34 protein-coding genes are annotated in these 23724 nt (G+C 65.4%); 29 read left to right on the top strand and 5 right to left on the bottom strand.

Features of this window, described 5'->3' with window-relative positions; all coding sequences use genetic code 11:
- Nucleotides 1–71: 71 nt before the first annotated feature.
- Nucleotides 72–275, bottom strand: a complete 204-nt coding sequence (locus tag AAF430_18390) for a hypothetical protein (protein ID MEM7412204.1) — start codon at nucleotides 273–275, stop codon at nucleotides 72–74.
- A 357-nt stretch (nucleotides 276–632) separates the two neighbouring features.
- Here AAF430_18390 and AAF430_18385 point away from each other — a divergent pair, with 357 nt between their 5' ends.
- From AAF430_18385 to AAF430_18285, 21 genes are all read left to right on the top strand, one after another.
- Nucleotides 633–827, top strand: coding sequence for a hypothetical protein (locus AAF430_18385; GenBank protein ID MEM7412203.1), 195 nt, complete (start codon nucleotides 633–635; stop codon nucleotides 825–827).
- A gap of 97 nt (nucleotides 828–924) precedes the next feature.
- Nucleotides 925–1311: a hypothetical protein gene (locus AAF430_18380; GenBank protein MEM7412202.1), complete on the top strand. Its 387-nt coding sequence runs from the start codon at nucleotides 925–927 to the stop codon at nucleotides 1309–1311.
- A 142-nt stretch (nucleotides 1312–1453) separates the two neighbouring features.
- Nucleotides 1454–1882 (top strand): hypothetical protein, encoded by a 429-nt coding sequence (locus AAF430_18375; protein MEM7412201.1) that lies wholly within the window; start codon nucleotides 1454–1456, stop codon nucleotides 1880–1882.
- A gap of 611 nt (nucleotides 1883–2493) precedes the next feature.
- The gene (locus AAF430_18370) at nucleotides 2494–2958 is read left to right on the top strand and encodes an HXXEE domain-containing protein (GenBank protein ID MEM7412200.1); all 465 of its coding nucleotides are present in this window, start codon (nucleotides 2494–2496) and stop codon (nucleotides 2956–2958) included.
- 127 nt (nucleotides 2959–3085) lie between these two features.
- A complete protein-coding gene (locus AAF430_18365; GenBank protein ID MEM7412199.1) occupies nucleotides 3086–3448 on the top strand; it encodes a hypothetical protein in 363 nt (120 codons plus the stop codon).
- A 43-nt stretch (nucleotides 3449–3491) separates the two neighbouring features.
- Nucleotides 3492–4535 carry an ankyrin repeat domain-containing protein gene (locus AAF430_18360; protein MEM7412198.1) on the top strand — a complete coding sequence of 348 codons (1044 nt, stop codon included), beginning with the start codon at nucleotides 3492–3494 and terminating at the stop codon, nucleotides 4533–4535.
- A 744-nt stretch (nucleotides 4536–5279) separates the two neighbouring features.
- Nucleotides 5280–5642 (top strand): NfeD family protein, encoded by a 363-nt coding sequence (locus AAF430_18355; GenBank protein MEM7412197.1) that lies wholly within the window; start codon nucleotides 5280–5282, stop codon nucleotides 5640–5642.
- Nucleotides 5643–5789: 147 nt separating this feature from the next.
- Nucleotides 5790–6077, top strand: coding sequence for a hypothetical protein (locus AAF430_18350; GenBank protein MEM7412196.1), 288 nt, complete (start codon nucleotides 5790–5792; stop codon nucleotides 6075–6077).
- Nucleotides 6078–6141: 64 nt separating this feature from the next.
- The gene (locus AAF430_18345; protein MEM7412195.1) at nucleotides 6142–6741 is read left to right on the top strand and encodes a hypothetical protein; all 600 of its coding nucleotides are present in this window, start codon (nucleotides 6142–6144) and stop codon (nucleotides 6739–6741) included.
- Nucleotides 6742–6825: 84 nt separating this feature from the next.
- Nucleotides 6826–7221 (top strand): biopolymer transporter ExbD, encoded by a 396-nt coding sequence (locus AAF430_18340; protein MEM7412194.1) that lies wholly within the window; start codon nucleotides 6826–6828, stop codon nucleotides 7219–7221.
- A 52-nt stretch (nucleotides 7222–7273) separates the two neighbouring features.
- Nucleotides 7274–7756, top strand: a complete 483-nt coding sequence (locus AAF430_18335; GenBank protein MEM7412193.1) for a hypothetical protein — start codon at nucleotides 7274–7276, stop codon at nucleotides 7754–7756.
- Between the two features lie 432 nt (nucleotides 7757–8188).
- The gene (locus AAF430_18330; protein MEM7412192.1) at nucleotides 8189–8620 is read left to right on the top strand and encodes a GNAT family N-acetyltransferase; all 432 of its coding nucleotides are present in this window, start codon (nucleotides 8189–8191) and stop codon (nucleotides 8618–8620) included.
- A 131-nt stretch (nucleotides 8621–8751) separates the two neighbouring features.
- Complete coding sequence (locus AAF430_18325; protein ID MEM7412191.1) at nucleotides 8752–9375, top strand: hypothetical protein; 624 nt, start codon at nucleotides 8752–8754, stop codon at nucleotides 9373–9375.
- A gap of 646 nt (nucleotides 9376–10021) precedes the next feature.
- Nucleotides 10022–10363, top strand: coding sequence for a cupin domain-containing protein (locus AAF430_18320; protein MEM7412190.1), 342 nt, complete (start codon nucleotides 10022–10024; stop codon nucleotides 10361–10363).
- Between the two features lie 224 nt (nucleotides 10364–10587).
- Nucleotides 10588–10800 carry a hypothetical protein gene (locus tag AAF430_18315; protein ID MEM7412189.1) on the top strand — a complete coding sequence of 71 codons (213 nt, stop codon included), beginning with the start codon at nucleotides 10588–10590 and terminating at the stop codon, nucleotides 10798–10800.
- Between the two features lie 127 nt (nucleotides 10801–10927).
- Nucleotides 10928–11260, top strand: coding sequence for a hypothetical protein (locus AAF430_18310; protein ID MEM7412188.1), 333 nt, complete (start codon nucleotides 10928–10930; stop codon nucleotides 11258–11260).
- 51 nt (nucleotides 11261–11311) lie between these two features.
- The gene (locus AAF430_18305) at nucleotides 11312–11989 is read left to right on the top strand and encodes a DUF4328 domain-containing protein (protein MEM7412187.1); all 678 of its coding nucleotides are present in this window, start codon (nucleotides 11312–11314) and stop codon (nucleotides 11987–11989) included.
- Between the two features lie 26 nt (nucleotides 11990–12015).
- Entirely contained in the window at nucleotides 12016–12867 is an 852-nt protein-coding gene (locus AAF430_18300; protein MEM7412186.1) for a DUF2007 domain-containing protein, read from the top strand.
- Nucleotides 12868–13081: 214 nt separating this feature from the next.
- A complete protein-coding gene (locus tag AAF430_18295) occupies nucleotides 13082–13459 on the top strand; it encodes a VOC family protein (protein ID MEM7412185.1) in 378 nt (125 codons plus the stop codon).
- A 35-nt stretch (nucleotides 13460–13494) separates the two neighbouring features.
- Nucleotides 13495–14115 (top strand): hypothetical protein, encoded by a 621-nt coding sequence (locus AAF430_18290; protein MEM7412184.1) that lies wholly within the window; start codon nucleotides 13495–13497, stop codon nucleotides 14113–14115.
- Nucleotides 14116–14165: 50 nt separating this feature from the next.
- The gene (locus AAF430_18285; GenBank protein MEM7412183.1) at nucleotides 14166–14531 is read left to right on the top strand and encodes a signal peptidase I; all 366 of its coding nucleotides are present in this window, start codon (nucleotides 14166–14168) and stop codon (nucleotides 14529–14531) included.
- 7 nt (nucleotides 14532–14538) lie between these two features.
- Here the strand turns inward: AAF430_18285 and AAF430_18280 are convergent, their stop codons facing one another.
- Nucleotides 14539–15273 carry a class I SAM-dependent methyltransferase gene (locus AAF430_18280; GenBank protein ID MEM7412182.1) on the bottom strand — a complete coding sequence of 245 codons (735 nt, stop codon included), beginning with the start codon at nucleotides 15271–15273 and terminating at the stop codon, nucleotides 14539–14541.
- 40 nt (nucleotides 15274–15313) lie between these two features.
- On the bottom strand, nucleotides 15314–15775 hold the full coding sequence (locus tag AAF430_18275) for a GNAT family N-acetyltransferase (protein MEM7412181.1): 462 nt from the start codon (nucleotides 15773–15775) through the stop codon (nucleotides 15314–15316).
- Between the two features lie 117 nt (nucleotides 15776–15892).
- Here AAF430_18275 and AAF430_18270 point away from each other — a divergent pair, with 117 nt between their 5' ends.
- The 3 genes from AAF430_18270 (at nucleotide 15893) to AAF430_18260 (ending at nucleotide 18495) form a co-directional block, all read left to right on the top strand.
- Entirely contained in the window at nucleotides 15893–16693 is an 801-nt protein-coding gene (locus AAF430_18270) for a hypothetical protein (protein MEM7412180.1), read from the top strand.
- A 209-nt stretch (nucleotides 16694–16902) separates the two neighbouring features.
- Complete coding sequence (locus AAF430_18265) at nucleotides 16903–17880, top strand: nitronate monooxygenase (GenBank protein ID MEM7412179.1); 978 nt, start codon at nucleotides 16903–16905, stop codon at nucleotides 17878–17880.
- A 24-nt stretch (nucleotides 17881–17904) separates the two neighbouring features.
- Entirely contained in the window at nucleotides 17905–18495 is a 591-nt protein-coding gene (locus AAF430_18260; GenBank protein ID MEM7412178.1) for a transglycosylase domain-containing protein, read from the top strand.
- 54 nt (nucleotides 18496–18549) lie between these two features.
- On the opposite strand, the gene AAF430_18255 is transcribed toward AAF430_18260, so the two are convergent.
- Entirely contained in the window at nucleotides 18550–19167 is a 618-nt protein-coding gene (locus AAF430_18255) for a VOC family protein (protein MEM7412177.1), read from the bottom strand.
- Between the two features lie 187 nt (nucleotides 19168–19354).
- On the opposite strand from AAF430_18255, the gene AAF430_18250 reads away from it, so the two are divergent.
- Nucleotides 19355–19639 (top strand): hypothetical protein, encoded by a 285-nt coding sequence (locus tag AAF430_18250; protein ID MEM7412176.1) that lies wholly within the window; start codon nucleotides 19355–19357, stop codon nucleotides 19637–19639.
- A gap of 75 nt (nucleotides 19640–19714) precedes the next feature.
- Here AAF430_18250 and AAF430_18245 read toward each other — a convergent pair whose 3' ends face one another.
- Nucleotides 19715–20695 carry an RNA polymerase sigma factor gene (locus tag AAF430_18245; GenBank protein MEM7412175.1) on the bottom strand — a complete coding sequence of 327 codons (981 nt, stop codon included), beginning with the start codon at nucleotides 20693–20695 and terminating at the stop codon, nucleotides 19715–19717.
- Nucleotides 20696–20909: 214 nt separating this feature from the next.
- Between AAF430_18245 and AAF430_18240 the strand changes: the two genes are divergently transcribed.
- From AAF430_18240 to AAF430_18225, 4 genes are all read left to right on the top strand, one after another.
- Nucleotides 20910–21215, top strand: coding sequence for a hypothetical protein (locus tag AAF430_18240; protein MEM7412174.1), 306 nt, complete (start codon nucleotides 20910–20912; stop codon nucleotides 21213–21215).
- A 332-nt stretch (nucleotides 21216–21547) separates the two neighbouring features.
- Entirely contained in the window at nucleotides 21548–22045 is a 498-nt protein-coding gene (locus AAF430_18235) for a hypothetical protein (protein MEM7412173.1), read from the top strand.
- Nucleotides 22046–22109: 64 nt separating this feature from the next.
- The gene (locus tag AAF430_18230; GenBank protein ID MEM7412172.1) at nucleotides 22110–22673 is read left to right on the top strand and encodes a hypothetical protein; all 564 of its coding nucleotides are present in this window, start codon (nucleotides 22110–22112) and stop codon (nucleotides 22671–22673) included.
- A gap of 96 nt (nucleotides 22674–22769) precedes the next feature.
- Nucleotides 22770–23708 carry a TIGR01777 family oxidoreductase gene (locus AAF430_18225; protein MEM7412171.1) on the top strand — a complete coding sequence of 313 codons (939 nt, stop codon included), beginning with the start codon at nucleotides 22770–22772 and terminating at the stop codon, nucleotides 23706–23708.
- Nucleotides 23709–23724: the final 16 nt, after the last annotated feature.

Below are 23724 nucleotides of genomic sequence, written 5' to 3'. Positions count from 1 at the left end.
GCTCTGGCATACTTGGCCAACGCGTTCAGCCCGCGGCGGCAAGGTGCCTCTGCGGCTGAACGCCTCATCCGTCAGGCGGCATGCAGGAACCGGCCGAAGCCACCGTTGATTCCGTTGCCTGGTTCGTCGCGGACACCATCGGTGTCCCTCGCCAAGACATTGGGCCCGGGAGCTCGCTCTCCGATGAACTCGGCGTCGACGGAGATGACGCCATCGAACTCCTCGAGAAGTTCGAGACGCGCTTCACCTGCGACATGGAGACGTTCCCGTTTCATCGGTCCTTCTCCGAAGAAGGTCTACCACCTTCCGCCTTCTGGAACCTGCTTCGTTCGCTCCTTGGCTTGGGCCCGATTCCACCGGGCTGGCCTGATCAGGACCTCACCATCAGACAACTTGCTCGTTGTGTAGAGATCGGTCACTGGGAGCATTCGCCGCATTCCGATTGGCGAGGCTCTACAGCCGAGAGCATGGTCCGGTAGTTGACGACACCCATGTCCTGGTTGCGATCCGAGAACGCGAATGAGCTCGTCCAGACTCTTTCGCTTGGTGGTGCCATCGCCAGTAGCGTCGGGATCGCGCTCAGCGTTTTCGGCCTGTATCGATGCCCTCTTGCCGGGCCCGATGGTGCCCTGATGCCCCTCTGCTCGTACACCATCGGTGGTCTCGCCTTCAGCTTGGCCATCCTCGTCGTCTCGGCGGCGGCGACCCGGGTCGGAGAGAGTCAAGCCCGCCCCGTGGCCGCCTTCTTCCTTGGGCTCGTGGCAAGTCTCTACTGGCTCGGCGCCCTCGAGGTCTATGTCTGGGTGCGGTCCTGGTTGGCCACCTAGCGAGCCGATGCAGCCGACTCGGAGCCACTCGAACGTCATTGTGATGGCACGCGCTCTCGCGACAGCCCTGCTCTTGCAGCTCGCATGCTCAGCAGCGATGCCTGCCTACGATGGCCCACCTCGGAGCGATGCCGAAGTTGGGGTGATTCGAATCATCGGCAAGGGACAGTTCCTCGAGATCGATGGGATCAAACGCGATGGCCGGGCGTTCAAGGTGCTGCCCGGCCGGCGTTCTCTTCGGTTCAAGTTCTGGTTCGACGATTTCATCGGCGATCGGCCGAATCGACGAACTCTTCGGTGCGTCACTGATATTCGGGTCGCAGCGGGTCAGGAGTACGAGATCGTTCGAGGCGCGCTCGGCAAGGAGACGTACGAGAAGGCCGGTCCCTATACCCTGTCATCCCGGGAGTTCGAGATCTGGGTAGCCAACGCGAGATCCGGAGCGCGGATCGACGAATCCGTCGTCTTCTGCGACTGGTCCTAGGAAGCGGGCTCGCCACACGACGGCGCGTTGCAGCTGGCTGGGTGCTCCGTCCAAATCCGACTCTGGCATACTCAGGCAGGCGCGTTCAGCCCACGGTGCAGGTTGCCCGGGTGGCTGAGCGCCCGATCCGCTAGGCGGACTCATGGACTCGCCCGCCGCTCTCCTCGGGTTCGTGTTCTGCCTCTGGGGCTTGGTAGAGATCCGTGACTCCTTCCGAGTTCGCGGCTGGACTCCAGTCAAGGCGCAGGTCGTTCACTGGCATCAAGCGAGCCCGTTCGGCTCGCAAGTCTCACGGCCCACTCGTCACGAAACACTCGTGGTTCGGCCGGATGGTTCGGAAACGGTCATCGTCTCCGATCCAGCGAATGACCCCGAGATCTCCTACTTCGCCGAGATGGTCTACTTCGTTGAAGGCACCGCGTTCGCGGCGGATCTCACGTTCCCGGAGCCGGTTGGCGACTCCTACGAGATCCTCGTCAACCCCGAGAACCCGTCCCAGTACGATCTGCCTCCGGACCTCGTGCCACCGATCGTACATCTGGCATTCGGCCTCGCAGCGTTCGCCATCTAGCATTCCTCTCGGCTGGCGCGGCGTAAGCACGCGCCGCCTAACAGAATGTTCCCGCGTACCAGGAGCGGCACGGTCCAACTCCGGCTCTGGCATACTTGGGTGGTGCGCTCAGCCCTCGGGGGCAGGTCGCCCTCGCCGCTGAGCGCCTCATCCGTTGGGCGGCGGCATGACACTCAGGGTTCGAACGATAGTTCCCTTGCTCGGCTTGCTCCTCGGCACCCCGGCCATCGCGGAATGCCAGAGCTTGCTTGTCTCAACCTACGATCACAACGCGCGTGGCGAGCGAGTGTTGGCGGACGAGAACTGTCTACCTTGGGGCCCGACGCTCCCGTACGTCGACGTCCCCAACCTCAACCTTCCGCCACAAACCCCGGATCCGGCCCCGCTTCGTTCACGGTTTCAGTTTCATCCGGAGTATCTTCCCGCCTTGGACGCGATGCCCGGGCTGCCTTTCCCCTACCGTTGGTGGCAGGAGCAGTAGGCAGACTCCTACGCAGCAACGCGATACTGGATCAGCGCGCTCAGCCCACGGCGGCAGATCGCCCGGCAGCTGAGCGACTGATCCATAGGCAGCAGCCTTGCCCGCCACTTCACCTTCCGACGCACCGCAAGTGCCCTCTTGGGCGTGGCTCTTGCCAGGCGCCTACACGCTCCACATCGCCGACGAGTTCTTCGTCGGAGTCGGCTTCTACCGCTGGGTGGGCGAGTTCGTTCCGCTCGGCGCCGCATCGTTCCTTGGCGTCAACATCATGATCGTCTCACTCATAGTGATCGCAGTTGCCCTGGGTACCCGCGTTCACTCTTGTCGGTTCCTCCTCGTTGCGGTCCTAACGCAGTTCACCATCCACGGGCTGCTGGTTCACCCTCCATTCTCGATATGGCGCGGCGAGTGGAGCCCCGGGCTCGTCTCGGGGCTGGGTCTGCTCCTACCGCTCGCCGCGCTCGGCGGTGCGTGGGCAATCCGAAACCTGCCTGGGAGTCGCTTGGCCGGGGGCGTCGCGGCGGGTGTCTTGCTCTTCGCCAGCCAAGATCTCTGGCGGGTGCTGTTCAATTGGGTGTTCGCGCCTTCGGCCTGACACCGTTCGCAGCGGACCGGCGAGCGAGGCGACCGAATCTGGCTCTGGCATACTCGGGAGGTGCGCTCAGCCCACGGCGGCAAGGTGCTCCGGCGGCTGGGCGTCTGATCCTGCAGGCCGCACCCCTATGCCGTACGACCACACCCGGCTCCGGTTTCGAGAGGTCCTGCAGAAGCGCAGGAAGGTCCCGGCCTGCAACCCCGACGAGGACCAGCTCGAGGCGATCGCGGAACACGGCAACTGGAAGCTGTCCTTCCGCGACGTCTTCTCCCTCGATTTCCTCCCGATCTGGGCGGCATGGTTCGGGATCGCGCTCGGCGCGTTCGCTGGGGCCGCGGGTCTCCTCTGGTTCCTCGAAGAAGGTCTCGCCAGCGCGCCGGACTACATGGCGTTCGTCTGCTGCGTGGTCTTTGGCGCAGCCTTCCTCGGCTACTTCGGCCGGTGGTTGGGCGAGCAGTTCGTGGCGCGCAGAGACCGCGCTACCGAGTGAGGCGTTTCAACCGAACTCCTGACCTGTTTGGTGTCCACCGAGCGTGACGATCCACGAGGACCTCTTCGACGCCGTGGGCCATTCCGACGTCGGCCGCGTCCGCGAGCTCCTCGCTGCTGGAGCCGATCCCAACTGGCTAAGCCCGATATTCGGTCGGCGCCCGCTTCACCAGGTCGCCGAGCACGACCGACCCGAGATGGTTTCGCTCCTCCTCGAGCATGGTGCCGACATCGACGCCGAAGCCGATGACGGTCTCACGCCGATCGCGCACGCCGTGGACTCCGCGATCGACGGCGCCCACCAGACTGAGGAGCCGATCGATCTAGCGGTGGTACGCGCGTTCCTCGATGCCGGCGCAGACCCCGTCCGTGGAGGCTCGAGCTCGGCCCTCCAGATCGCGCGCGACTACCGGCACGAGGCGGTCGAGGCGCTTCACCCTGAGAAGGGTGTGCGAGCCGTTCGGCGAGCTGCCGCAGTCCAGCAGTGGGCTCTGGCATACTGGACCGACGAGCTCAACCAATGCGAACCCGTCGCGGCAGCCGAACACCTGATCCGTTGGGCTGCATGCAACCGGAGATGCAGAATGCTGTCGGACAAGCACCGCCACTTCCTTCTCGTCGAGCAAGGCGTTGTCCCCACCGTCTTCAATCTGGTGATCAACGGAGTCATCGCCTGGGCTCTGTTCCGAACCGCCAAGTCCGTGCCGCTCTGGGGCGAGTCGAGCATCGGCATCGACCTCATGGCGACGGCCTTCCTCTTGCCGTTTCTCACCTGCGTCATCGTCAGCAAACTTGTCGCTCGACAGGTCCATTCGGGAAAGCTGCCTCCGCTTCCGGCTGCGCACCTCCCGCTGTCCAAGTGGTTCCGCCGTCCGACTTCCGTTCGCGGCTTGTTCCTGGGCGTCGCGAGTATGGTCTTCGCAGCGGCTCCCATCATCTGGGCCCTCGATCTGGGCATGGCACAGCCCTTCTCGGTTCCATCCTTCATCGCGTTCAAAGCGATCTGGGCAGCCTTGCTCGCGCTCGCAGTGACGCCGTTCGTTGGCTGGTGGGCACTGGCGCATGCTTCACGGGAGAACCCGGCCTAGCCGAGTGTCACAGCGGACGGGAGAACCGCGCCGTCGAAGCCGGCCTCGACGGCGAGCCATCCGGTGAATAGGACCCGCCCCGTTCAACGAGGCGAGCAGCCGACCGCTTGATTCGTTCGGCCAGAGAAATGGAGATGATTGGTTGAAGCGCGTTGCCGCGATTCGCGACCTTTCGGATGATCACCATACGGGTCTCGTCCTCGCGCGTCGGTGTCGAACGACCGCTCAGTCTGCGAGCGCAGAACTCATCGAGCAGATGTGGAGCCAGGTCACGGAGACCCTGCAAGGACACCTAGAACCCCACTTCTCGATCGAGGAGCAACACCTCTTGCCAGCCCTGGTCTCGATTGGCGAGCCCGAACTGGCGGCGCGGATCGAGCGAGAACACCAGGAGATCCGTGAACTAGCCGGCTCCAGCGAGCGAAGCAGCGCTGCCCTTTCGAGGTTCGGAGACCTCGTCCGCTCTCATATTCGCTTCGAGGAGCGAGAGGTGTTCGAGCGCGTGCAGCATCGGCTTTCCGAAGACCAGCTGCGAGAGATCGCCGCCGCGTGCGAGAGCATTCCGCGTTCTTCGCTGGGCCCCGAGCCCGGCACGCCCGCGACGAGATCCGGTGTTCCAGCGAGCCGGTAGCAACGAGTCCGAACCCGTCTCTGGCATACTGGCGGCGCGCTCAGCCGATGGTGGCAAGTCGCCCCAGCCGCTGAACGCTGATCCACTAGGCGGCAGGGAGTCGGGACCGCTCGATGGACCTCGTTCTCGCGTTCCTCGGCATCGTGTTACTGATCCTCGTCGCCTTCCTGCTGGCGGCGATCATCGCCGGGGTGGGAATGGCCGAGCTCATGGGGCTCGCCGCGGAGAAGCTCTTCGACCTGCTCGTCCCCAGGCGCAAGACGGGGCTCGGCCCCGAAGGCCTCATTGGAGAGCGCGGGACGGTCATCGAGATGCCGGGCCCCAGCTCCACGGACGGTGAGGCCCGAGGAAGCGTCCGCTTGGGCGGAGAGATCTGGAAAGCGCGTTGCAGCTCCGACGCACAGATGACGCCTGGCGACCCCGTGCGGGTCGTCGCGGTAGAGGGCTTGCTCCTCGTGGTTGAGCGCGCTCCGTAGGGATTCACGGCTGTTGCGCAGCGGGGTATTGCAGGTGACGGGATGCAACACCCTCCCACTCCGGCTGTCATACTCGGGTGGCGCTCGGCCCACGGCGGCACGGTGCCCCGGAAGCTGAGTGCCTGACCTGTCGGGCAGTGGCATCGCTTGTCAACCGAAGACGTCAACACCGCGATCGACCGCCTGCTGGCGCCGAGCCCCTGGGTCACACGAGACCATCGTGCGACCGTCGAGGCCGAGTTCTCCAGCGCGACCATCGAGCGGGTGAACGATCTGATGGCTTTCGCCTGCTCACCCTCGGAGATCTGGACGCGTGCGAGTTCGCTGACGGAGGCCGCCGCGCAGGTCGAGCCTCTGATCCGCGACGCCCATCCCGACCTGACCGATCGGTCCGTCGAACTCCTCCTCGACTACGCGTGCTTCTCCTGGAAGTAGACGGCTGACCATGGAGTAGCGCGGTCCGAATCTGCCTCTGGCATACTGCGCCGCCCAGCCTACGGTGCCACCAGCTGAACACCGGGCCCACGAGGCCGTTACCGGAGCCCGAACGATCTCGCTCTTCGAACTCAACACCGTCATCGTCTCGATCCTGATCGCCTTTGCGCTTTCCGAGATCCTCTCGTCCTGGGGCCGCCTCGTCGAATCTCGCAATCGCGTTCGGAGGCCCTCGCTGTACCTGGGTGCGACGGGCTGGCTCTTCTTCAGCCTGATCATCCACTGGTTCAACGTCTCTGCGTACCGAGACCTCGAGTTCGAGCGCAACTACGAGAGCCTCCTCTTCTTCTTGCCATCGATCTTCGCGGCCGCTACCGCGTTCATTCTCACACCCACCCTGTCCAGCGAAGGCGAGATCGATCTCGAGAAGCACTACTTCTCGGTGTCTCCCTGGGCGTTCAGGACGGCAGCGACCTACACCGCGCTTGGAGGCTTGTCCCACCTCCTCGTGCGCGAGCAGCAGACGACGCCGTCTCTCGTCTCCCTGGCGCTGACTTCGGTGCTGATTCTGCTGAGCTTCTCCGAGCGCACCAGGCTCCACCAGGTGGCTCTCTCCTTCCTGGGCGTCATGCTGCTCGTCAACGTGGTGTTCGGCAGCCGATAGCCGCACGCGGCCAGGCTCTGCAGCCGGGCTTGACCTCTGCCCCCTGGGCCGCTCAAAATGGCGGTGCGGGCCAGGGAGCGATCCATGCCCGCCAGAACCCACCGCCAGCAGGTGGCCGACTCGGACGTCGATCTCACGCCGATGCTCGACGTCGTGTTCATCATGTTGATCTTCTTCATCGTGACGGCTTCGTTCGTGAAGGAGTACGGACTCGATCTCGGCAACCCAGCGCACCGACCCCAGAGCGTGTCGGAGAGCTCGGCGATTCTCGTTGCGATCACCGAGTCCAACCTCGTCACCGTGGCAGGCCGCCAGACCGAAGCGAGTTCGGTCCGGGCGCTTCTCGAGTCTCAGCTGGCCGAGGCGCCCGAGGCTCCGGTGGTGGTTCGGGCACACCCCGATTCCTCCAACGGGGTGCTCGCCACGGTGATCGACAAAGCGCGGCTGGCCGGCGCCAAGAGCGTCTCCCTTGCCCATTGAGGCGTGGGCGGCAGACCCCATCGAGAAACACACGGGTAGGAGGAGAACATCCGTGGAACTGCAAACAGAGTCGATCCATATCCTGTTCTGGTGGTTCGCGACCACGGCCTCGCTGACGGCGCTCTTCTGCGTTTCCCAGAAGCGCAAAGCGGCCCGAAGGCGATTCGCGCTGTCGGCCCTCGTGCTCGTCCCGATCCTCGGGCCCTTCTTTCTCGGCGTGCATCGGGTCTTCAGCAGCCGACGTCTCGGGCGGAGACCGATCGCCCGGCTCACCCTCTCCAGCTGCGCGTCGTTCGGATCCGTGTTCCTCCTACTTCTGCTTTCCTCGTGCTGGTGGGAGTCGGTCGTCCGCAACCCGCCGGTCGCGGAAGGCTCTTGCATGATCGGTCCGCCTCGCCCTCCGGTCGCGCGAGCCTCGGATCGAGTTCCCGAGGTCGTCCGTTGGCAGCGCCGGTCTCCCAGCCGCCCCTTCGTCGCACAGCCTCCCTCGGTCCTCGCGCATCTCAGCCTCCACGGACGGCAAACGGCGCACTAGATGCGGCGCTTCGGTGGCCGCAACACGTTCATGGCAACCGATCTCGCTTTGGGCGCCGCACTCGTTTGGCTTCTGGGTTGCTCCCTGGACGCGCCTGCGCCGGCCGGCACAGCCAATGATCCGGTCGACGACGCGGAACTCGAGGTGCTGCGCCAGCATGATGGCTTCAACCCGGAGTTCTACGGGCAACGAAGGAGCGAGCTCCGCTCTGGCCCTTGGCGACCCTACGAGCTCGGAACGGAACGACGATAGGCCGGTGCCGATCAAGACGTTGGCGTTGGTCGGTAACGACGTCGTCTCAATCGGGTTCTGGCATACTCCGCCGGCCCCAGCCCCTCGCGAAATGGTGGCCCGGGTGCGCACGCCCCGCCCCGTTCCGCAGCGAGGATTCCAATGATTCGTCCGGTGACGAATGGCGATACATCCACGGTCATGTCGATCGCGGAAACGAGCGGGCTCTTCGACGCGGACGAGCTGGAGGAGGTGCGCCAGACCCTCGCGGCGTACCTCGCGGGAAGTCTGGGCGACGATCACAGGTGGGTGGTCCACGACGCTGGAGATCCCACGGGCGTTGCTTATTTCGCGCCGGAAGCCTTCGGCGTCGGCGTCTGGAACCTCTACATGCTGGCGGTGCTTCCCGACCAGCGCGGCACGGGCCACGGAGCAGCGCTCGTGGAGCACGTCGAGGCTGCGACCGCGGCGGCGGGTGCCCGGATCCTACTGATCGAGACGTCGGGAACCCCGCCGTTCGAGCGAACACGCACGTTCTACGATTCGCTTGGCTACACCGCCGAGGCTCGAATCCGCGACTACTACGCTCCGGGAGACGACAAGGTCATCTACTGGAAGTCGCTCGCTGCCTAGCCAGGCTTCGCAGGCGACCGCTAGCGACGCGCCTCCCATGCGGCTCTGGCATACTGAGCCCGCGCGCTCAGCCGATGGCGGCACGATGCCCGAGTCGCTGATCGCTAACCGCGAGGTGGTGAGGGGTGACGGTGAACTGGCGAATCTTCGTGATCGGGCTGCTGTTCTTCGCATGTGTCGATTCATCCGAAGGTCCGAGGGTCGACGGCAAGCACTCGAGTGCGATGGGCTTTGCGATCGCGGTACCCGAGTCCTGGCTGATCCTCGATGGCAAGCAGGTCAGCGAGAACCCGGATCTCTTCGCGGGAGCCTTTGCTGGGGACGACTTGCAGGCCGTCGATCAGAACGTGCTCTCGGCGGTCCGCGCTCAGATCGAGGCCGGGGCCGTCGAGTTCTACTACCCCGACTACGATGACGGGTTCGGATTCCGCGACAACGTCAGCGTGCAGAAATCGGCGAGTCGTGTCCCACAGAACGAGAGCCAGCTCGCCGAGATCTGCCTGCACTTGTCGACCGAACTCGGCAAGATGTTCGGAAGGCCCGTCGAGGTCTCGGCATGCGAACTCCGCCCCCTGGCAGATGCACAGGCCCTGTACATCCAGGCCGACGGGGCCGTTCCGAGTACCAAGATGATGCAGTATCACATCCAGAAGTCCCGCAGCGTCACGCTCATCGTCACCGGCACCTCCTCGATGGCTTCTCTGGATCGGCTGGACCGCGAACTCGGTGAGCTGGTGCAATCGATCGAGTTCTAGTCGACCCGATTCGCTCATCGCGCGAGAGCACTCGTGGCCCACGAGACCCGAACATCGCTCTACTGAATCGCTTCGAGCCGGCCGATTTCGCCGGAACGTCGGGCGTCTTTCGCGAAGACGTAGTCTGGCACTTCTTCAACCCGCGCCTTCCGGACATCCAGGGGGACTACGTCGGCTTGGCCGGCGTTCGCTCCTTCGGGACAGGGTCTCGCTCTACACGATCGCCGTATAGGAGTCGGAATCGAGTTTCCGCGCCGCCGTCTCCTCCGATTGGTGGGCCAAGTACGTGCAGCGCTTTGGCCTCGGAGATGGCGAGCTCGATTTCGTGGCGTCTCCCGGTCTGTGCAAGGTCGTGAGAGGCGGGGGACCGTTCGCCGCCTCTGCGAACCGATAGAACTCGCGGCGACCTCGGCCGCCTCTACTCGATCAGCCTGCACTGCGACCCGGACCCGCGCGCCTTCTACGAACCCCTCGGTTTCCATCGCCTCGGCGGAATGGCCGTTCGCGACTACGCGTTGCAGGCGCGCGCGCGGACTAGCCGGAGCTTGCCGCCCGCCGCTCCGCTTGCGGCTTCTGGCATACTGGAGACGTGGACTCGCGCCGACGCGGCTTGATCCGGCGGCCGGCGCATCAAGGGAGCGTTGCCGTGGCAGATGATCTCTGGAGAGCATTCGATCTCGCGAGTGAGATCGCGGAACGCGAGAAGTCAGACCGCCCGTATCACGAGTTCCTCCGGGTGCCGAACCTCAGCTGCGGCATCTACTTCCTCCCCGCCGGCGCCAGCGACCTTCAGGCACCCCATGACGAGGATGAGGTCTACTACGTAGTCAAGGGACGCGGCCGCGCGCGGGTGGACGGTGTGGATCGCGCCGTCACGCCGGGCACGATTCTCTATGTGAAGGCCAGCTCGGAGCACTCGTTCTTCGAGATCTCCGAAGACATCACGCTGCTGGTGTTCTTTGCGTCCGGCGGACCGTCCGGCCAGTAGGGCGTGGAGATGCGAGACGTCGGGATCGTCGCCGGATCGTCCATCGTTTTCGTCGTGTTGTTGTGGGCAATCTACGGTTTGGGGACGGCCGTCCTCCCGCATGGAGTTCACGGCGAAGGAGCCGTTCAGGTCGTGGCACTCTCGTGCGCGAGCGCCGCATCGATCCGGACATGGTGGTACCTGATCGGTGGGAGCAGCCCCGCACCCGGGCCCAAGCTCGACCGATGAGGCGCTGGCTGGCTCCGCTGGTCCTCTCCTGGGTGCTGCTCTCCTACGTCGCCCTGCCCTTCGTCGTAGAGACTGCTCGTCAGGAACCCGCTTCCGGCGCCGTGCTCATCGCGGCCTGGTTCGCGTGTTCCGTTCTTGGTCTGGTGACCATCCGGGGGGTCTCGCGGTGGCTGCTCGCACGCCAACGACGCCGACTCACCGCTGTGTGAAGGTCGTTGCGGCCGACCGGTAAGGCGCGCGTTTCGTTGCCAGCGTCTGGCATACTGAAGAAGTGCGCTCGGCCCCCGGTGGCACGCTGCCCACGGCAGCCGAGCAGCAGATCCATTGGGCGAACGCATGCGAAAGCCGATGGCCCCCGTCTTCTCCTTCCTGATGGCGCTTCTTCTGTCGCTCCCCGCGATGGCAGCCTGCGTCACCGTCGAGAGCGGCCATGTCGTGCGTCGAAACGCGGGGACCTTCGAGTTCATGCGCAGCGGCTCTCCGTACCGAGGGTGGCTGCGGGGCGAACCCGAGTTCCCCGGGCCCGTGGTCCTGCGCTTCAAGGATCGCTCGGAAAAGGTTCGGCTCCAGCGAACGAGGACGACGTGCTGCTGCACCCGGCGTTTCTCGGAGCTTCCCCGGAAGTTCCGCCCGGCACCGCCCCCGACTCGGTGGCAGGAAGGCTTCTGATGACAGCAGACAGCGGAGCGCCGGATCCGTCGAGCAGCAGGAGCAGACCTCGTGTCCGCTCCTGAGCAGCTGGACCGGCGTTCGCTGGCGGCGAAGGTGGGACTCTGGAGTGTTGCGTTGTCGGATGCCGCTGCGGTCCCTGCCGGACTCGTCTACGCGGCGTACCTCCAATCGCTCGACCCGAACGCCGTGGTCGAAGAGCTGGAGTTCGTCCCATCGGAGATGGCATACGCGGTCATCGGGCTGGCGCAGTTGGTCGCACTCATCGTGGCAGCGATCTTCTTCATCCGCTGGTTCTACCTCGTTCACGGGAACCTGAGCTCGTTGTCCGACGAGCCCCCCACCCACCACACGCGTTGGACGATCTGGGGCTTCATCATCCCGTTTCTGAACCTGATTCGTCCGCATCAACTGATGCGAGAGGTCTGGAGCATCACGAGCAACGCCTGGGAGCGGGAACCGTCACGGGTGGTGGGTGTCGCTCGTCCCGTCGATCGCGTGAACCTCTGGTGGGGCTTCTTCCTCGGTACGAGCCTCCTCGGAAACGCGGTGGCTCGGGCGGGCGTGCGGGCATCGTCTGCGCAGGAAACGGTATACGCGACCTGGGCCACCGTGGCCGTCGACGCCGTCGACCTCGCGGCAGCCCTCGTCGCCGTATCACTCGTCCGCAGCGTCACCGAGCTCCAGAGCCCACTCCTTGGCCACGCGCCTCGAGGACCTGTCGCCTAGCAGGCGGCGGCGAAGCAGGAAACACCGTGAGTGAACGAGACGTTCGGATCGCCGAGTTCTCCTCGCGAGCCGAGGCCGAGATCGCCCGCGCGAGGCTCGAGTCTTGGGGAATCGAAGCCCGTGTCTCGACGGACGACGTGGGTGGAGCGTATCCGCAGCTCCAAGCCGACGGGGTTTATCTCTCCGTTTCCGGAGATGATGCGGAACGCGCGAGCGAGATCCTGTCGCAACCCGAGGAGGCGCCCGAAGACGCCCCGGGCGATACGAGCGCTGCGCAGGAGCGAGTTCGTGACTTGAATAGGCCACGGCCGCGCCTCCTCCGATCCTTCTGGGTCGAAGCGCTCGTCTTGCTGCTGTTGGGCGGAGCGCTGGGATTCGCCATCGGCGCGTCCCGGACCTTCGAAGCGAACCACCACGCGGGCGTCCGCACCGACACTCTCGAGCTGGATCGGAATCAGGATGGTCAGGTCGATCAGTGGCACGTCTACCAGGGCACGGAGCCCGTGTACTCGCGCACGGATCGAAACTTCGACGGGAAGCCGGATCGATGGGACTTCTATCGGGGTGGCTCGGTCACGCGGAGCGAAATCGACGACGATTTCGACGGCGACGCCGATGGATGGATGTCGTTCCAGGCCGGCAACCTATCAGAGGCTTCATTCGACGCGGACCACAACGGGGCGCGGGATCTCACCACGACCTTCGAGTTCGGAGTCCCAGTGTCCTCGCGTTTTCATCCGAACGAGGGACCCTTGGAGCGCGAGGAGGTCTACATCGAGGGCGTGCTGCGCGAGGTATACGCAGTCGATGCGAACGGGGAGCGCACCCTCATCCGTTCCTATGACGAGGTGGGGCGCGAGATCTCCGGCCAGAGGTGAATCGACCGTTGGCGTCCGAGCAGGGTGGTCTGAACTCGATCAGGAAGACCCCGACCGTGCGGCCACTCACTCGCGCTTCGTTCCAGCGGGCCGGAAGAAGCGCTGCCCCAGTCTGGCTCTGGCATACTGGACCGGCGCGCCGCCAACACTGGACGGTGATCCAGCAGTCCAACGCCTGATCCGTCGGCCCGACGCGCAGAGTGAAGGAGATGATGTGGATCTCGGCGAACACTATCCGTGCCTGAACGTCCGCGACCTCGAGGCGTCGATCGAGTTCTATCTGAAGCTCGACTTCGAGATCGTCGCGGATCACCGCAAAGAGGGATGGGCCGTGCTGCAGCACAACCGCACCGCCCTCTCTCTCTACCAGGGACACATCGAGCGGAACCTGATCAACTTTCGCGGCGGGAACATCGAGGAGATCGCGCAGGAGCTCGAAGCCCGCGGGCTTGCGCTGATCAAGCCGGCCCAGGTCCATCCGGACGGCTCTTGGTTCGCAGAGGTCGCGGACCCCGATGGAAATCGCATCTTCTTCAACACGTCCCCGGACGAACGTGAGCAGTACACGCGCACGGGGAAGCTGATCGACTGACGCCCCGCGTCGGCGCCCGCCCCTGGGCTAGTTTTTTGTCGAATCGTGCAGCTGACGGACAAGGAACACTGTGCGTTTCTCGCTCTTGCATACTGAGCATGTATGGAAAGCCCGCGGCGGCGAGCCGCCCGGTGGCTGGACGCCTGATCCGCAAGGCGGCGGCTGGAGGATCCTCCGACGTGAACTGGGATGCAGTCGGCGCGCTGGCCGAGTCGATTGGAGCGATCGGTGTTGTCGCTTCCCTGATCTATCTCGCGGCTCAGATCCGTCAGAACACCCGATCGCTCGAAGCGAATACCTTCCACTCTCTTCACCATGCGTCCATCGAACGGCTCTTGGTTCTCGCGCAGAACGACGAACTCGCCGATCGCTTCGTGGCGGGCCTGGTCGATCCGGACTCGCTTTCTGGAGCGCGAAGGTTCCAGTTCGACGTGTGGATGCGTGCAAACCTCAAGGGCTACGAAGACTACTTCTACCAGTCGCAGCAGAGCATGCTCGATCCCGAGAGCTGGGAAGCCCACTCTCGGACGATCCAGGCGAGCGTCTCGCCGCCCGGATTCGCTCGATGGTGGGAACAGAATCGGCACCTCTTCAGGGAAGACTTCGCGAGGTATATCGACTCGCTTCAGCCCGGCTCTGCGCCGACCGGTGACTAGGGCGTGCAAGGCGACACTGATCCGACCGTCCTCGTGACCACAGAGACCAAGTGAAACCGAACGCGACCTCTCCGATCCACGGAAACGCTGCCCTGGCGGCGCGAGACACCCGGGGCTGGCTCCTCGGGCATTTCATGCCCGGCGAGAACAACCCACTGCGGACCGGGGACGTAGAGGTGAAGTGGTATACGCACGCCGAGGGCGAGGTGCGCGATGCGTGGGCACCTCCCACGGGCGTCAGCACCCTCAACATCCTGATTCGCGGCCACTTCGTGCTGCGGTTTCCCGACGAGGAGGTCCCCTTGCGAAGCGAAGGCGACTTCGTCTTCTTCGGGCCCGACATTGCCCACTCGTTCCGGTCGGTCGAGGAGTCCCTCGTACTGACGGTGCGATGGCCTTCGCGGCCCGCGTCCTAGCGAGCGGTCAGGCCGCGGGGCCCTGGCATTCGAACACGTAGAACCCGAAGCCCAGCGTGGAACGCCCTTCCTCGTAGTAGCGCGCGTTCCATGCGCGCCAGTGCTCTCGGTCGCGACGCGCATCCGTGTTGTCCGGATCGCCTTGGAAACAGGCTTCGGCCGTCTCGAGGAACGCATTCTCGAAGCGATCCCATTCCTCGAGTGAGCTCGTTTCTTGATGGACCAGGCGAAACCCGCGTCGCTCGCCTGCCTGGCCATTCTCGTCGTGGGTACGGAGGTCGGACCGACTGAAGCCGGTGCCACGCAGGTAGCTCTCCGCCGGATCCTGCTTCCAATACCCCTCGCCAATGAGAAGCCTGCCGCCCGGCTTCACGTACGCTCGTAGTGCTTCGAGCGTCTTCTCCAGAGCCGCCCCGGGCGGGCCGAACGCATGCGTCGCCCCGATGCAGATCGCCGCGTCGAAGCCACCGCCGACGTCGACCTCTTCGATCTTCCGGGCGTGCCACTCGATACGATCGTCAAGGGCACGCGATCGCTCGCGCGCCAGCGCGATCTCGTCCGGCTTGGGATCCACGCCGAAGCCGCGACACCCGGCCGACTCGACGAGCATCGAGAGTGCTTCGCCTCGGCCACATCCAACGTCGAGCACGCGACTGGCAGACGTCAGCCCGAGTCTCGAGAGCAAGCCTTCCAAACGCGCGCGAGAAGCCGGCGCATTGAAGGGGATCTTGGTGACGAGCACGCGAGGAAGCTAGCGCGGGCGGTAGACAGTCCGCTCTGATCTACCGGGGTGCGCTCGCACGCCACTCGTAGTGGACGTCGGGCTCCCGCTCCGGCTCGGGGCTCACACCGAACTTCACCGCGATGAACCCGCTCTTCTCGTAGAAGCGTCGTGCCCGCTCGTTTCGCTGGTGTGTGTACAGGTGGAGGCGGCCCGAGCTCTGGCCTTTCGCCTTCTCGAGCAGTGCCGTGCCAATGCCCTCTCGCTGTCGGCCGGGCGCGATGTGCAGCTGGTCGACCTCATCGCCATCGAAGGCGATCACCCCCACGACGCGCTCCTCATCGAGGGCCACCCAGACCTGGTTGCGTTCGCAGATCACGTCTCGAAAGAAGGAGACGTTCTGCTCGTCCGAGTAGCCCATGCGATCCTCGAGCCAGGGTTCAGCGTCCCAGCGGGATCGCACCCACACGTCGACGGCCTCGAGCAATTGGCTCGCGCGCATCTCCACGATCTCGACAGGCATCGCCGACAGATTCTGCCATGCGCGACCCTGGGCTCACAGGCATACTCGAAGCTGCGCTCGGCGCGCCGTCAAACTTCCCTGGCGGCCGAGCGCCCGCATCGGACAGGGGGTCAGAGCATGCGTTGGCTTCTCGTGGTAGCCGTGGCTCTCGGCTGTGCGTCGCCCCCTCCCCCCGCACCGCTCGAGTACCGCACGGTCGCCCAACCGGTGGACGTTGAGTCGCTGTCCGCCGTAGAAGCGCTCGGCTACCGGCTCTACCTCCGCGACATCGTGGCCAGCCGAAGCACCGACGCGGCGTTGGCGTCCGTTGATCTGCGCTCGACCGGAGCCCTCGGCTGGATCGTCGTCCAGACGGGGGATCAATATGTCACGCGTTTCATCGATGGATCCTCTCGCTCGGTCGTCGACGTGTTCACGGACCCGTTCAGCAACACCTACCCGCGTGTCACGCGCAGGTATCCCCCGGAGCCACTCGGCGAGCGAGAAACCGCCATGTGGCGTGCTCGCCAACTGGCATCGAGCCAGGAATTCCGGGCGTGCTCCGACCGCTACAACACGGTCGTCGTCCCCGCGTCTTCGGAACCGGGCTCGGACTGGTTCGTCTACCTGCTGGCGGCCACCGTCGAACCGAACTTGATCATGCTCGGCGGGCACCACCGCTATCGCGTAGACCCTCTGGGAACCCGAATCATCGAGCGCTTCCCCATGACGAAATCGTGCATGACCGCCCGATACGACGAAACCATGGCCATGATGAGCATGTCTCACATCGTCAGCGGTGCTCCGATCGAGAGCCACGTCTACCTCAGTCTCATTCACGACATCCCCCTCAGCGTGATCGTGATGCAGACCGAGGAGCTGTTCCGGATCGAAGATGGGCGAGTCCATCAGACTCCGTTCAAGCCCCCCGATAGATAGGCAGGCTCGGCGATGAACCATCGGCCGAAAACCAACGCGGCTCGAATCCTGCTTTCGGCATACTGTCCGGGTTCCCCGCCGACTGATCGGGGTGGTCGATCCACGTTCCGCCCGCACGCCATGGCACCGCAAGCGCATCGAGCACGAGCCAACGGCGTGGTAGGACGAGCAGTTCCCGGTGTCGTCGGACAGCCGCGAGGAGGAGCCCGATGATCGAGACACCCTTCACGCGGCTGCTCGGGGTAACGGCGCCTGTGCAGCTCGCGTCGATGCCCGGCATATCGACGCCCGAGCTGGTGTCCGCGGTCGCGGATGCAGGGGCCCTTGGCATGCTCCCCGCCCCCTTCATGACACCCGGCGCGCTCGAGCAGGTGCTGGAGGAGCTGGGAGCGAAGACCGCGGGCACCTTCGGCGTGAACTTCCTGATGCCCTTCCTGGATCGCGACTGCGTGGCGGTCGCTGCGCAGAAGTCGAAGCTCGTCGAGTTCTTCTACGGCGACCCGGACCCCGACATCGTCGAACAGGCGCACGCCTTCGGGGCCCTCGTGAGCTGGCAGGTGGGATCACTCGCGGAAGCCGTGGCGGCCGAAAGCGCTGGGTGTGATCTCGTGGTGGCCCAGGGGACCGAGGGCGGCGGGCACGTCCGGGGGCGCACGAGCCTCTTCCCGCTGCTCTCCGAAGTCCTGGGAGCCCTTCGGGTTCCGGTGATTGCCGCGGGCGGCATCGCCACTGCGCGAGACCTCGCCGCCGTCCTGGTCTGTGGAGCGGCCGGCGCGCGCGTGGGGACACGCTTCGTTGCTGCAGCAGAGTCTGGAGCCCACCCCTCTTACGTGAAGGCGCTGATCGACGCGCATGCCGCCGATACCTGTCTCACCGAAGCCTTCTCGGTGATGTGGCCCAACGCACCGCACCGCGTGCTCCGGAGTTCGATCACTGCGGCAGAGGCGCTGTCCGAGGACATCATCGGGGAGGTGCAGTTGAGCGACCAGACCCTTCCGGTCCAGCGCCTGTCCGTCATCTGCCCCTCCAAGGAAACCACGGGCCACATCGAGGCGATGGCGCTCTATGCGGGCGAGTCGGTGACCAACGTCCGCAGCGTGGAGCCCGCGGCGTCGATCGTCTCGGATCTCGTATCCGGCGCCACCGCTGCGCTGGCGCGCGCATCCGGCGGTGGCAACCGCAACTGAGTGCCTGATCCGGTAGGCGGCAGAGTGTCTCGATCGGCAAAGCTGATACTCGGAATCGCGCTCGTCCCCGGCTTGCTCTTCGCTCTCCTCGTCCTCGGCTTTCTCACGTGGGGTTATGCGCAGTTCCCGGCGAACACGAGCCCTCCCGACCCGTCCAGCGTCCCGGAGATCGTTCTCGATGGGTTCGAGCGGCATCTGGATGCCGGCCGAGATTGGTACGCGGCGCGACTCTTCCTCTACCGAGACGAGCGCGCGCTCTCGAACTCAGCTCACAACGTCGCCGGCACCACCGCACATCTCTGGATCAGAGCGTTCTGGTCACCCGCGGAGCGAGTCGCAGAAGTGGCGCATCGGGGATACTTCGGCCACGACTTCGTGGGCGTGGAGAGTGCGGCTCGAGGCTACTTCGGACGGCCCGCTGAGATGCTCTCGCCGGAGGAGGTTGCGGCCTTGGTGCTCCTCACCCGATCGCCAATCAGCCCCTGGTGTCGCAGGGAGACGTTCGACAAGCTCGCGTCACGATCGCCGGGGTTCGCCCGATGGAGTTCGTCGCAGATGTTGCGGAAACTCCTTCCCGCGCCAGAGGGCGCCTGCAAGCCCGCCCGAACTCGGTAGCCCTCGGAAGCAGGCCCCGATGCGACCGCGTGGGCCGGATTCGCTGGACCGCGCCTACTCGATCCGCACATCGCCCGCACCCGCGGACACCGTGACCGCCGAGATCCGCGGAGCCCCCTCGGAAACGACGAGGAAGTCGCAGTCTTCCCCGAGGTGATGGGAGAGGGCTTTCGTATCACCCGAAAGCGCTACGGAAGCGACCCCCGAGAAATCCGGGTTGCGGGCGGCTTCGGCTTGGGGCCACGGATCCGTGCCCTCGCTCCACTCGATCAGGAAGGGAAGCGAAGGTGGGTTCGAGAGCGGATTGCCTAGGAGACGAAACTCCGAGAGCACTCCCTCTGAACTGACGGACGAAATCGGCGTCGGCGAGAGACCTAGACGGGCTGCGTGCACATCGAGCTCGTCCGTTCCGATGGCGGTCCCCAGCCAGCGCTCTCCTCCGGCCAAGGCCTTCAGCACCGCCTGACCGAAAGGGTGATGCGCCGCCTTCGCATGCTCCTGGATTCCCATGAGCTCGATTCCGGTGCCTCCGAGCACGAAGAGTCGACTCGCCACGCCGGAGTCGGCGAAGACTTCCCAACGTGTCGCCACCAGACCGTAGTGCTCATGCAACCACGCCTCGGTCGACGCGAAGTCGCTCACGATCCGTACCACGTGATCGAGCCAGAGCATCCCGACCTCCTGGAGGCATTCTTGCGTAGGAGGTCGCAGGGCAACAAGCCGCATCCGGGCCGCAACCGCCAGGTCGGGGCGATCGATCGTGTACCCTGCGCACTCCCACACTCGAGCCCGGCGAACCCCTCATCGGGGCTGGCCGCCGAGTTCGAATCACAGGCGGCGACACCGATCCCGCGATGAGGTGAAACGAAGACTCCTGACCGTTTCCGAGACCAAGAAGGCCCGCATCGGCGGCACGCTGGCCTTTCCGACGCCAACCCTGAAAGACATCAAAGGCCCTTGTCTCGTCAGCGTCGAGCTGAGACGACCCGACGGGACGCGACTCCCAGCCAGGCTGGAGCTTCGGCACTACCGCTACTCGCTGGTCTACTCCGCGCGGCTACACGACCTGATTCCCGAAGCCGTGCCGACGGGCACCGAGATCTGGCTCTGCGTGGAGTCCGAACCATCCTTGAGACTTCATTAGGCCGTCGATGCGCGCCTCCGCGTTCGAAGGGAGTCGTGAACGCCCTCCCTGGCGACCCACGTCTCGCACGGGTCGTCAATCGCCCAGCACGTAGCGGTAGCCGTTGCTCCGCCAGGGGAGGCCCAGCTCTTCGCAGACGTCTTGCAGGACTTCGGGGCTGAAGAAGTGATAGTAGATGTCGGCCACGCCGCCGTCTTCGATGCGGAAGCGCACCAAGTCGCGCACGACGGCCCCGTCGTGATGTTCGTACCAGATGAGCATGACGGGCTCACCGTGGATGACCCGCATCTCGGCCCTCGGCGCATCGCGGTTGCCCGCGAGGAGCTTTTCGTTGACCGCATGATCGAGCGGTGAGAATAGGGTGTGGAACAGGCTGCCCGACTCCTCGTCGAGCATGGCGTCGCGGCTGAACTCGGCGGCCATACCGGAGATGCCGGCGCTGGCGTTGTCGAGCACGAGGCGCGTCAGCCGCTCGACGTCCCGCGCGTTGAAAGCATCACAGAACGCGTCGAGCACTTCGGGGATCACCGGGCGCATCTCCTTCGGGACCGGGTCTGCAAGTTTCGCCCGGCCACGATTCAACGCCGACTTGATGGCACCCGGAGTGGTGCCGAGAATCTCTGCGATCTCGGGGCCGGTGAAGTCGAAGACGTCCTTCAGGAGCACGGCCGCGCGTTCCTGCGGCCCCAGTCCGCCGATCAAGGCCGCTGCCGCATCCCGCGTGCCAGTCGGCACCGGATCGCCCGCGCGCTCCGGCAGCTCTTCCACCAGCGCGTCGCGTTGGCGGCGCTGTCGGTCGATCCAGAGGTTCGAAGCGACGCGAAACAGCCACGCCTTCGGGTTCCTCGGCGACGGGCTGATCCCTCCCAGCGACGAGAAGCCTCGCATCAACGTGTCCTGCACCAGGTCTTCCGCGTCCCACGGGCTTCGCGTCAGGCCGCGGCAGTACCGGTAGAGATCGGGCCGCAACGGTTCGAAGGTCTCGATGAACCGGTGCCAGGCGACGAGCAACGCTCGACTCAGATCGGGAGAAAGGGCCGGAGTATCTTCGCTCATGCAAGAAAGACGGATGGGGTCCCCGAAAGGATACGTCGCCTGGGGGCACGGGTGCGCGGCGCAGAGGTAGGTGCCGAAAACCCGATGACGCAACGCGGCAGACTCGGGCATCCAACCGCCGCGTCGGCACCGCACCCGGTGGCTGCAGATGCCAACCAGGGCTGCACTTCGGGCGCGCCTAACGTCGTTCCCTCTCGATAGATCGGCACGATGCTTGCGGTTCGATCGGCGCATGGTCCTCTACAACTCACCCGCTGCGGTAGGCCTGCTCGTGGCGGTGTTGCTCTTCGTTTCCATGGGCGTGACCTCGGGGCACTTCCGTCTCTTCATCCTTGCGAGAGCCGACCACTCGCCCCTGGGCGATGCGATTCGCCGTGAAGCCCTTCGCTCTCTTCTCACCATCTTCGCCGTCGTGCTGTTCTGGGTGCTGCTCGCCACCGCTGCGTATCGCGAGGCATTCCTGACGGCCCCTTCCTTCTGGCTGCCCGAGCAGTCGGTCGAGTGGTCGCCCGGCCGCTGAGTGTGCGTCCCCGATCCGTGGACCCGCGGCGTCCGCGGAACGCGACGTTCGCCAAGACGAAGCAGACGGGTTCCGCTCTGGCATACTGAAACGGTGCGTTTGGCCTATGGCGACAGGTCGCTCCGACGGCCGAGCGCCTCCCGTGCCAGGCAGCGCCGCGATGCGACTCGCGATCCTGAGCGGATGGACCCACCCGTCCCCTGACACGGGAGTGCAGCTGACCGCCAAGCTCTAGGAGCTCGAAAGGCGCCTCCGAACCGGCGCGTATCCTCAGGCATACTGGGGCCGTGACTTCGGGGCCCGAAGACATTCGTCGCCCGAGGCGAGGTCGTGTGCGGGCGATCGTTCTTTCGATCGCCATCATCCTCGTGTCCGGGCCATCCCTCGCGGTGTTCGGCGTGAATCCCGGAGATTCGTGCGATGCCGTGATCACGGTGGAAGCGAAGCGGGGATCGGCGTTCGTCGGGAGCTTCCCTGGGCCGGATGAGGGTGCGAGCCCGCAGCTCGTCTTCGAGGGGCTGCTCTTCGGAGCGGCTGCCCTGCACTACTACACCTGTGAAGCCGGTTCGATCAGGAGCCAGATGGTGACGTTCGACAGGCAGGCAAGAGAAGCCGCGCGGGTCACTTTTCAGACGGTCGAGCGAGAGCTCACAGCCGACCTCGGGCCGCCGAACAAGGACCTTGGAGAGGCGGAGCGCTTGCAGACCAGCGAACTCTTCGACGAGCGCGTGGAGCGCTTTCTGATCTGGGATCTCTCGGGTCGACTGGTGACCCTCAGTTGGATCGGGAGCGACGCCCCCGGTTGGGAGGTCCTCGTCACGGGCCCGTAGCGCAGGTCTGCCATACTGCCCCGTCGTTGCTTCCGCAGTCGTCGCCCATCGGGAGTGAAGCCGTTTGTCCCAGTTCGAGTACGTCACCGTTCTCACGTCGTTCGTCGTTGCGGTGGGCGTCTCCGACCTGCTCTCGGGCTGGGGGCGCCTCTACCTCCACCGGGCGAGCGTCGCGATGTTTCCGCTTCAGCTCGCGGCCTCGGCACTCTTGCTGCTCGCGCTGCTGCAGAGCATCTGGGGCTACTGGGGGTTCCGAGACGTGGCTTGGAACTTCGGCGGGTTCCTCCTCGCGCTCTCCCCACTACTCCCGGTCGTGGCCGCCGCGCATCTGATCACGCCACCCGCGACGGGGTCTTCGGGCCAGCCTGCAGACCCGGAGACCCACTACCACTCGGTGTTCCGCGCGATCTTCACGCTGCTGGCCACGTGGGTCGCGTTGGGGGTCGTCGCCGAGCTCTTCCTCGCGGGCCCCGATCTCCATTTCGGGCAGCTCGTGCGCGGCCTCGCGATCGTGCTCTTGCTCGCTCTGCGGTTGACCAGCAACACGTCCGTGCATTGGGCCGGTCTGGTCCTTCTCGCGCTCCTCCAGGTCGCGTTCATCGGGACCGTCACCCCCGCGCTGGAGTAGCGGCAGCCGGAGCCGCGACGCGCAGCTCTGGCATACTGCATGTGCGGCAGCAGGCCGCTCCGAGCGAAGGAGCGCCGAATCCAAGAGGGAACACGCGTGAGCGAAGAGGCGTCGGGACGCAAGGTCGTGATCGCCGGGGGCACGGGCTTCCTCGGGCTCAGCCTCGCCCACCACCTCGAGGCACTCGGTTACTCGGTCGTGCTGCTCTCTCGTACGGCGCCGCCGTCGACGGTGAGCTTTCCGCACGCCACGTGGGACGGTCGTTCGGTGGGCGCTTGGGCCGACACGCTGGAAGGCGCCACCGCGGTGGTGAACCTCGCAGGCCGGACGGTCGACTGCGTGAAGACGCCCGATCACTGCGACGAGATCCTGCGCTCGCGCGTCGAAGCGACGGCCGTGCTCGGGAAAGCGCTGCGCGAGCGCGGCGAGACGCCGCCGGTCTGGGTCCAGATGTCCACGGCCCACATCTACGGCGACCCGCCAGAAGCGGTCTGCGACGAAGGCTCGGCCTTTGGTTTCGGGCTCGCCCCGACGGTGGGGCGAGCCTGGGAAGAAGAGTTCGCGCGTGCCGTGCCGTCCGAGACCCGCTCGGTGGTGCTGCGCACGAGCTTCGTGCTGGGCCGAAGCGCGGGCGCGCTTCCGCGGCTGGCCACCCTCGCGCGGTTTGGACTCGGCGGAAAGGTCGGACACGGCCGCCAGGGCTTCAGCTGGATCCACGAGCGCGACATGAACCGACTCTTCCAGCGCGCCATCGAAGACGCGGAGATGCGAGGCGCCTACATCGCCACGGCCCCCGAGCCCGTGGGCAACGCGGAGTTCATGCACGAGCTGCGTCGCGCGGTCGGCATGCCCTTCGGTCTTCCCACCGCGGCTTGGCAAGTGCGCCTCGCCGCACCCCTCGTGATGAAGACCGACCCGGAGCTCGCGCTCTATGGTCGTTTCTGTGTGTCGAAGCGCTTGCAGGAGGAAGGCTTCGCCTTCGAGTTCCCGAGCCTGCCGGGTGCGCTCGCCGACTTGTTCTCGCGCGCCTCGTAGCAGGGCGTTGTCGCCC

It is taken from the genome of Myxococcota bacterium, assembly GCA_039030075.1.
Classification (GTDB): Bacteria; Myxococcota_A; UBA9160; order UBA9160; family SMWR01; genus JAHEJV01.
The sequence above is the reverse complement of the archived record's forward strand: the minus strand, read 5'-3'. Positions and strand labels throughout refer to the sequence as shown.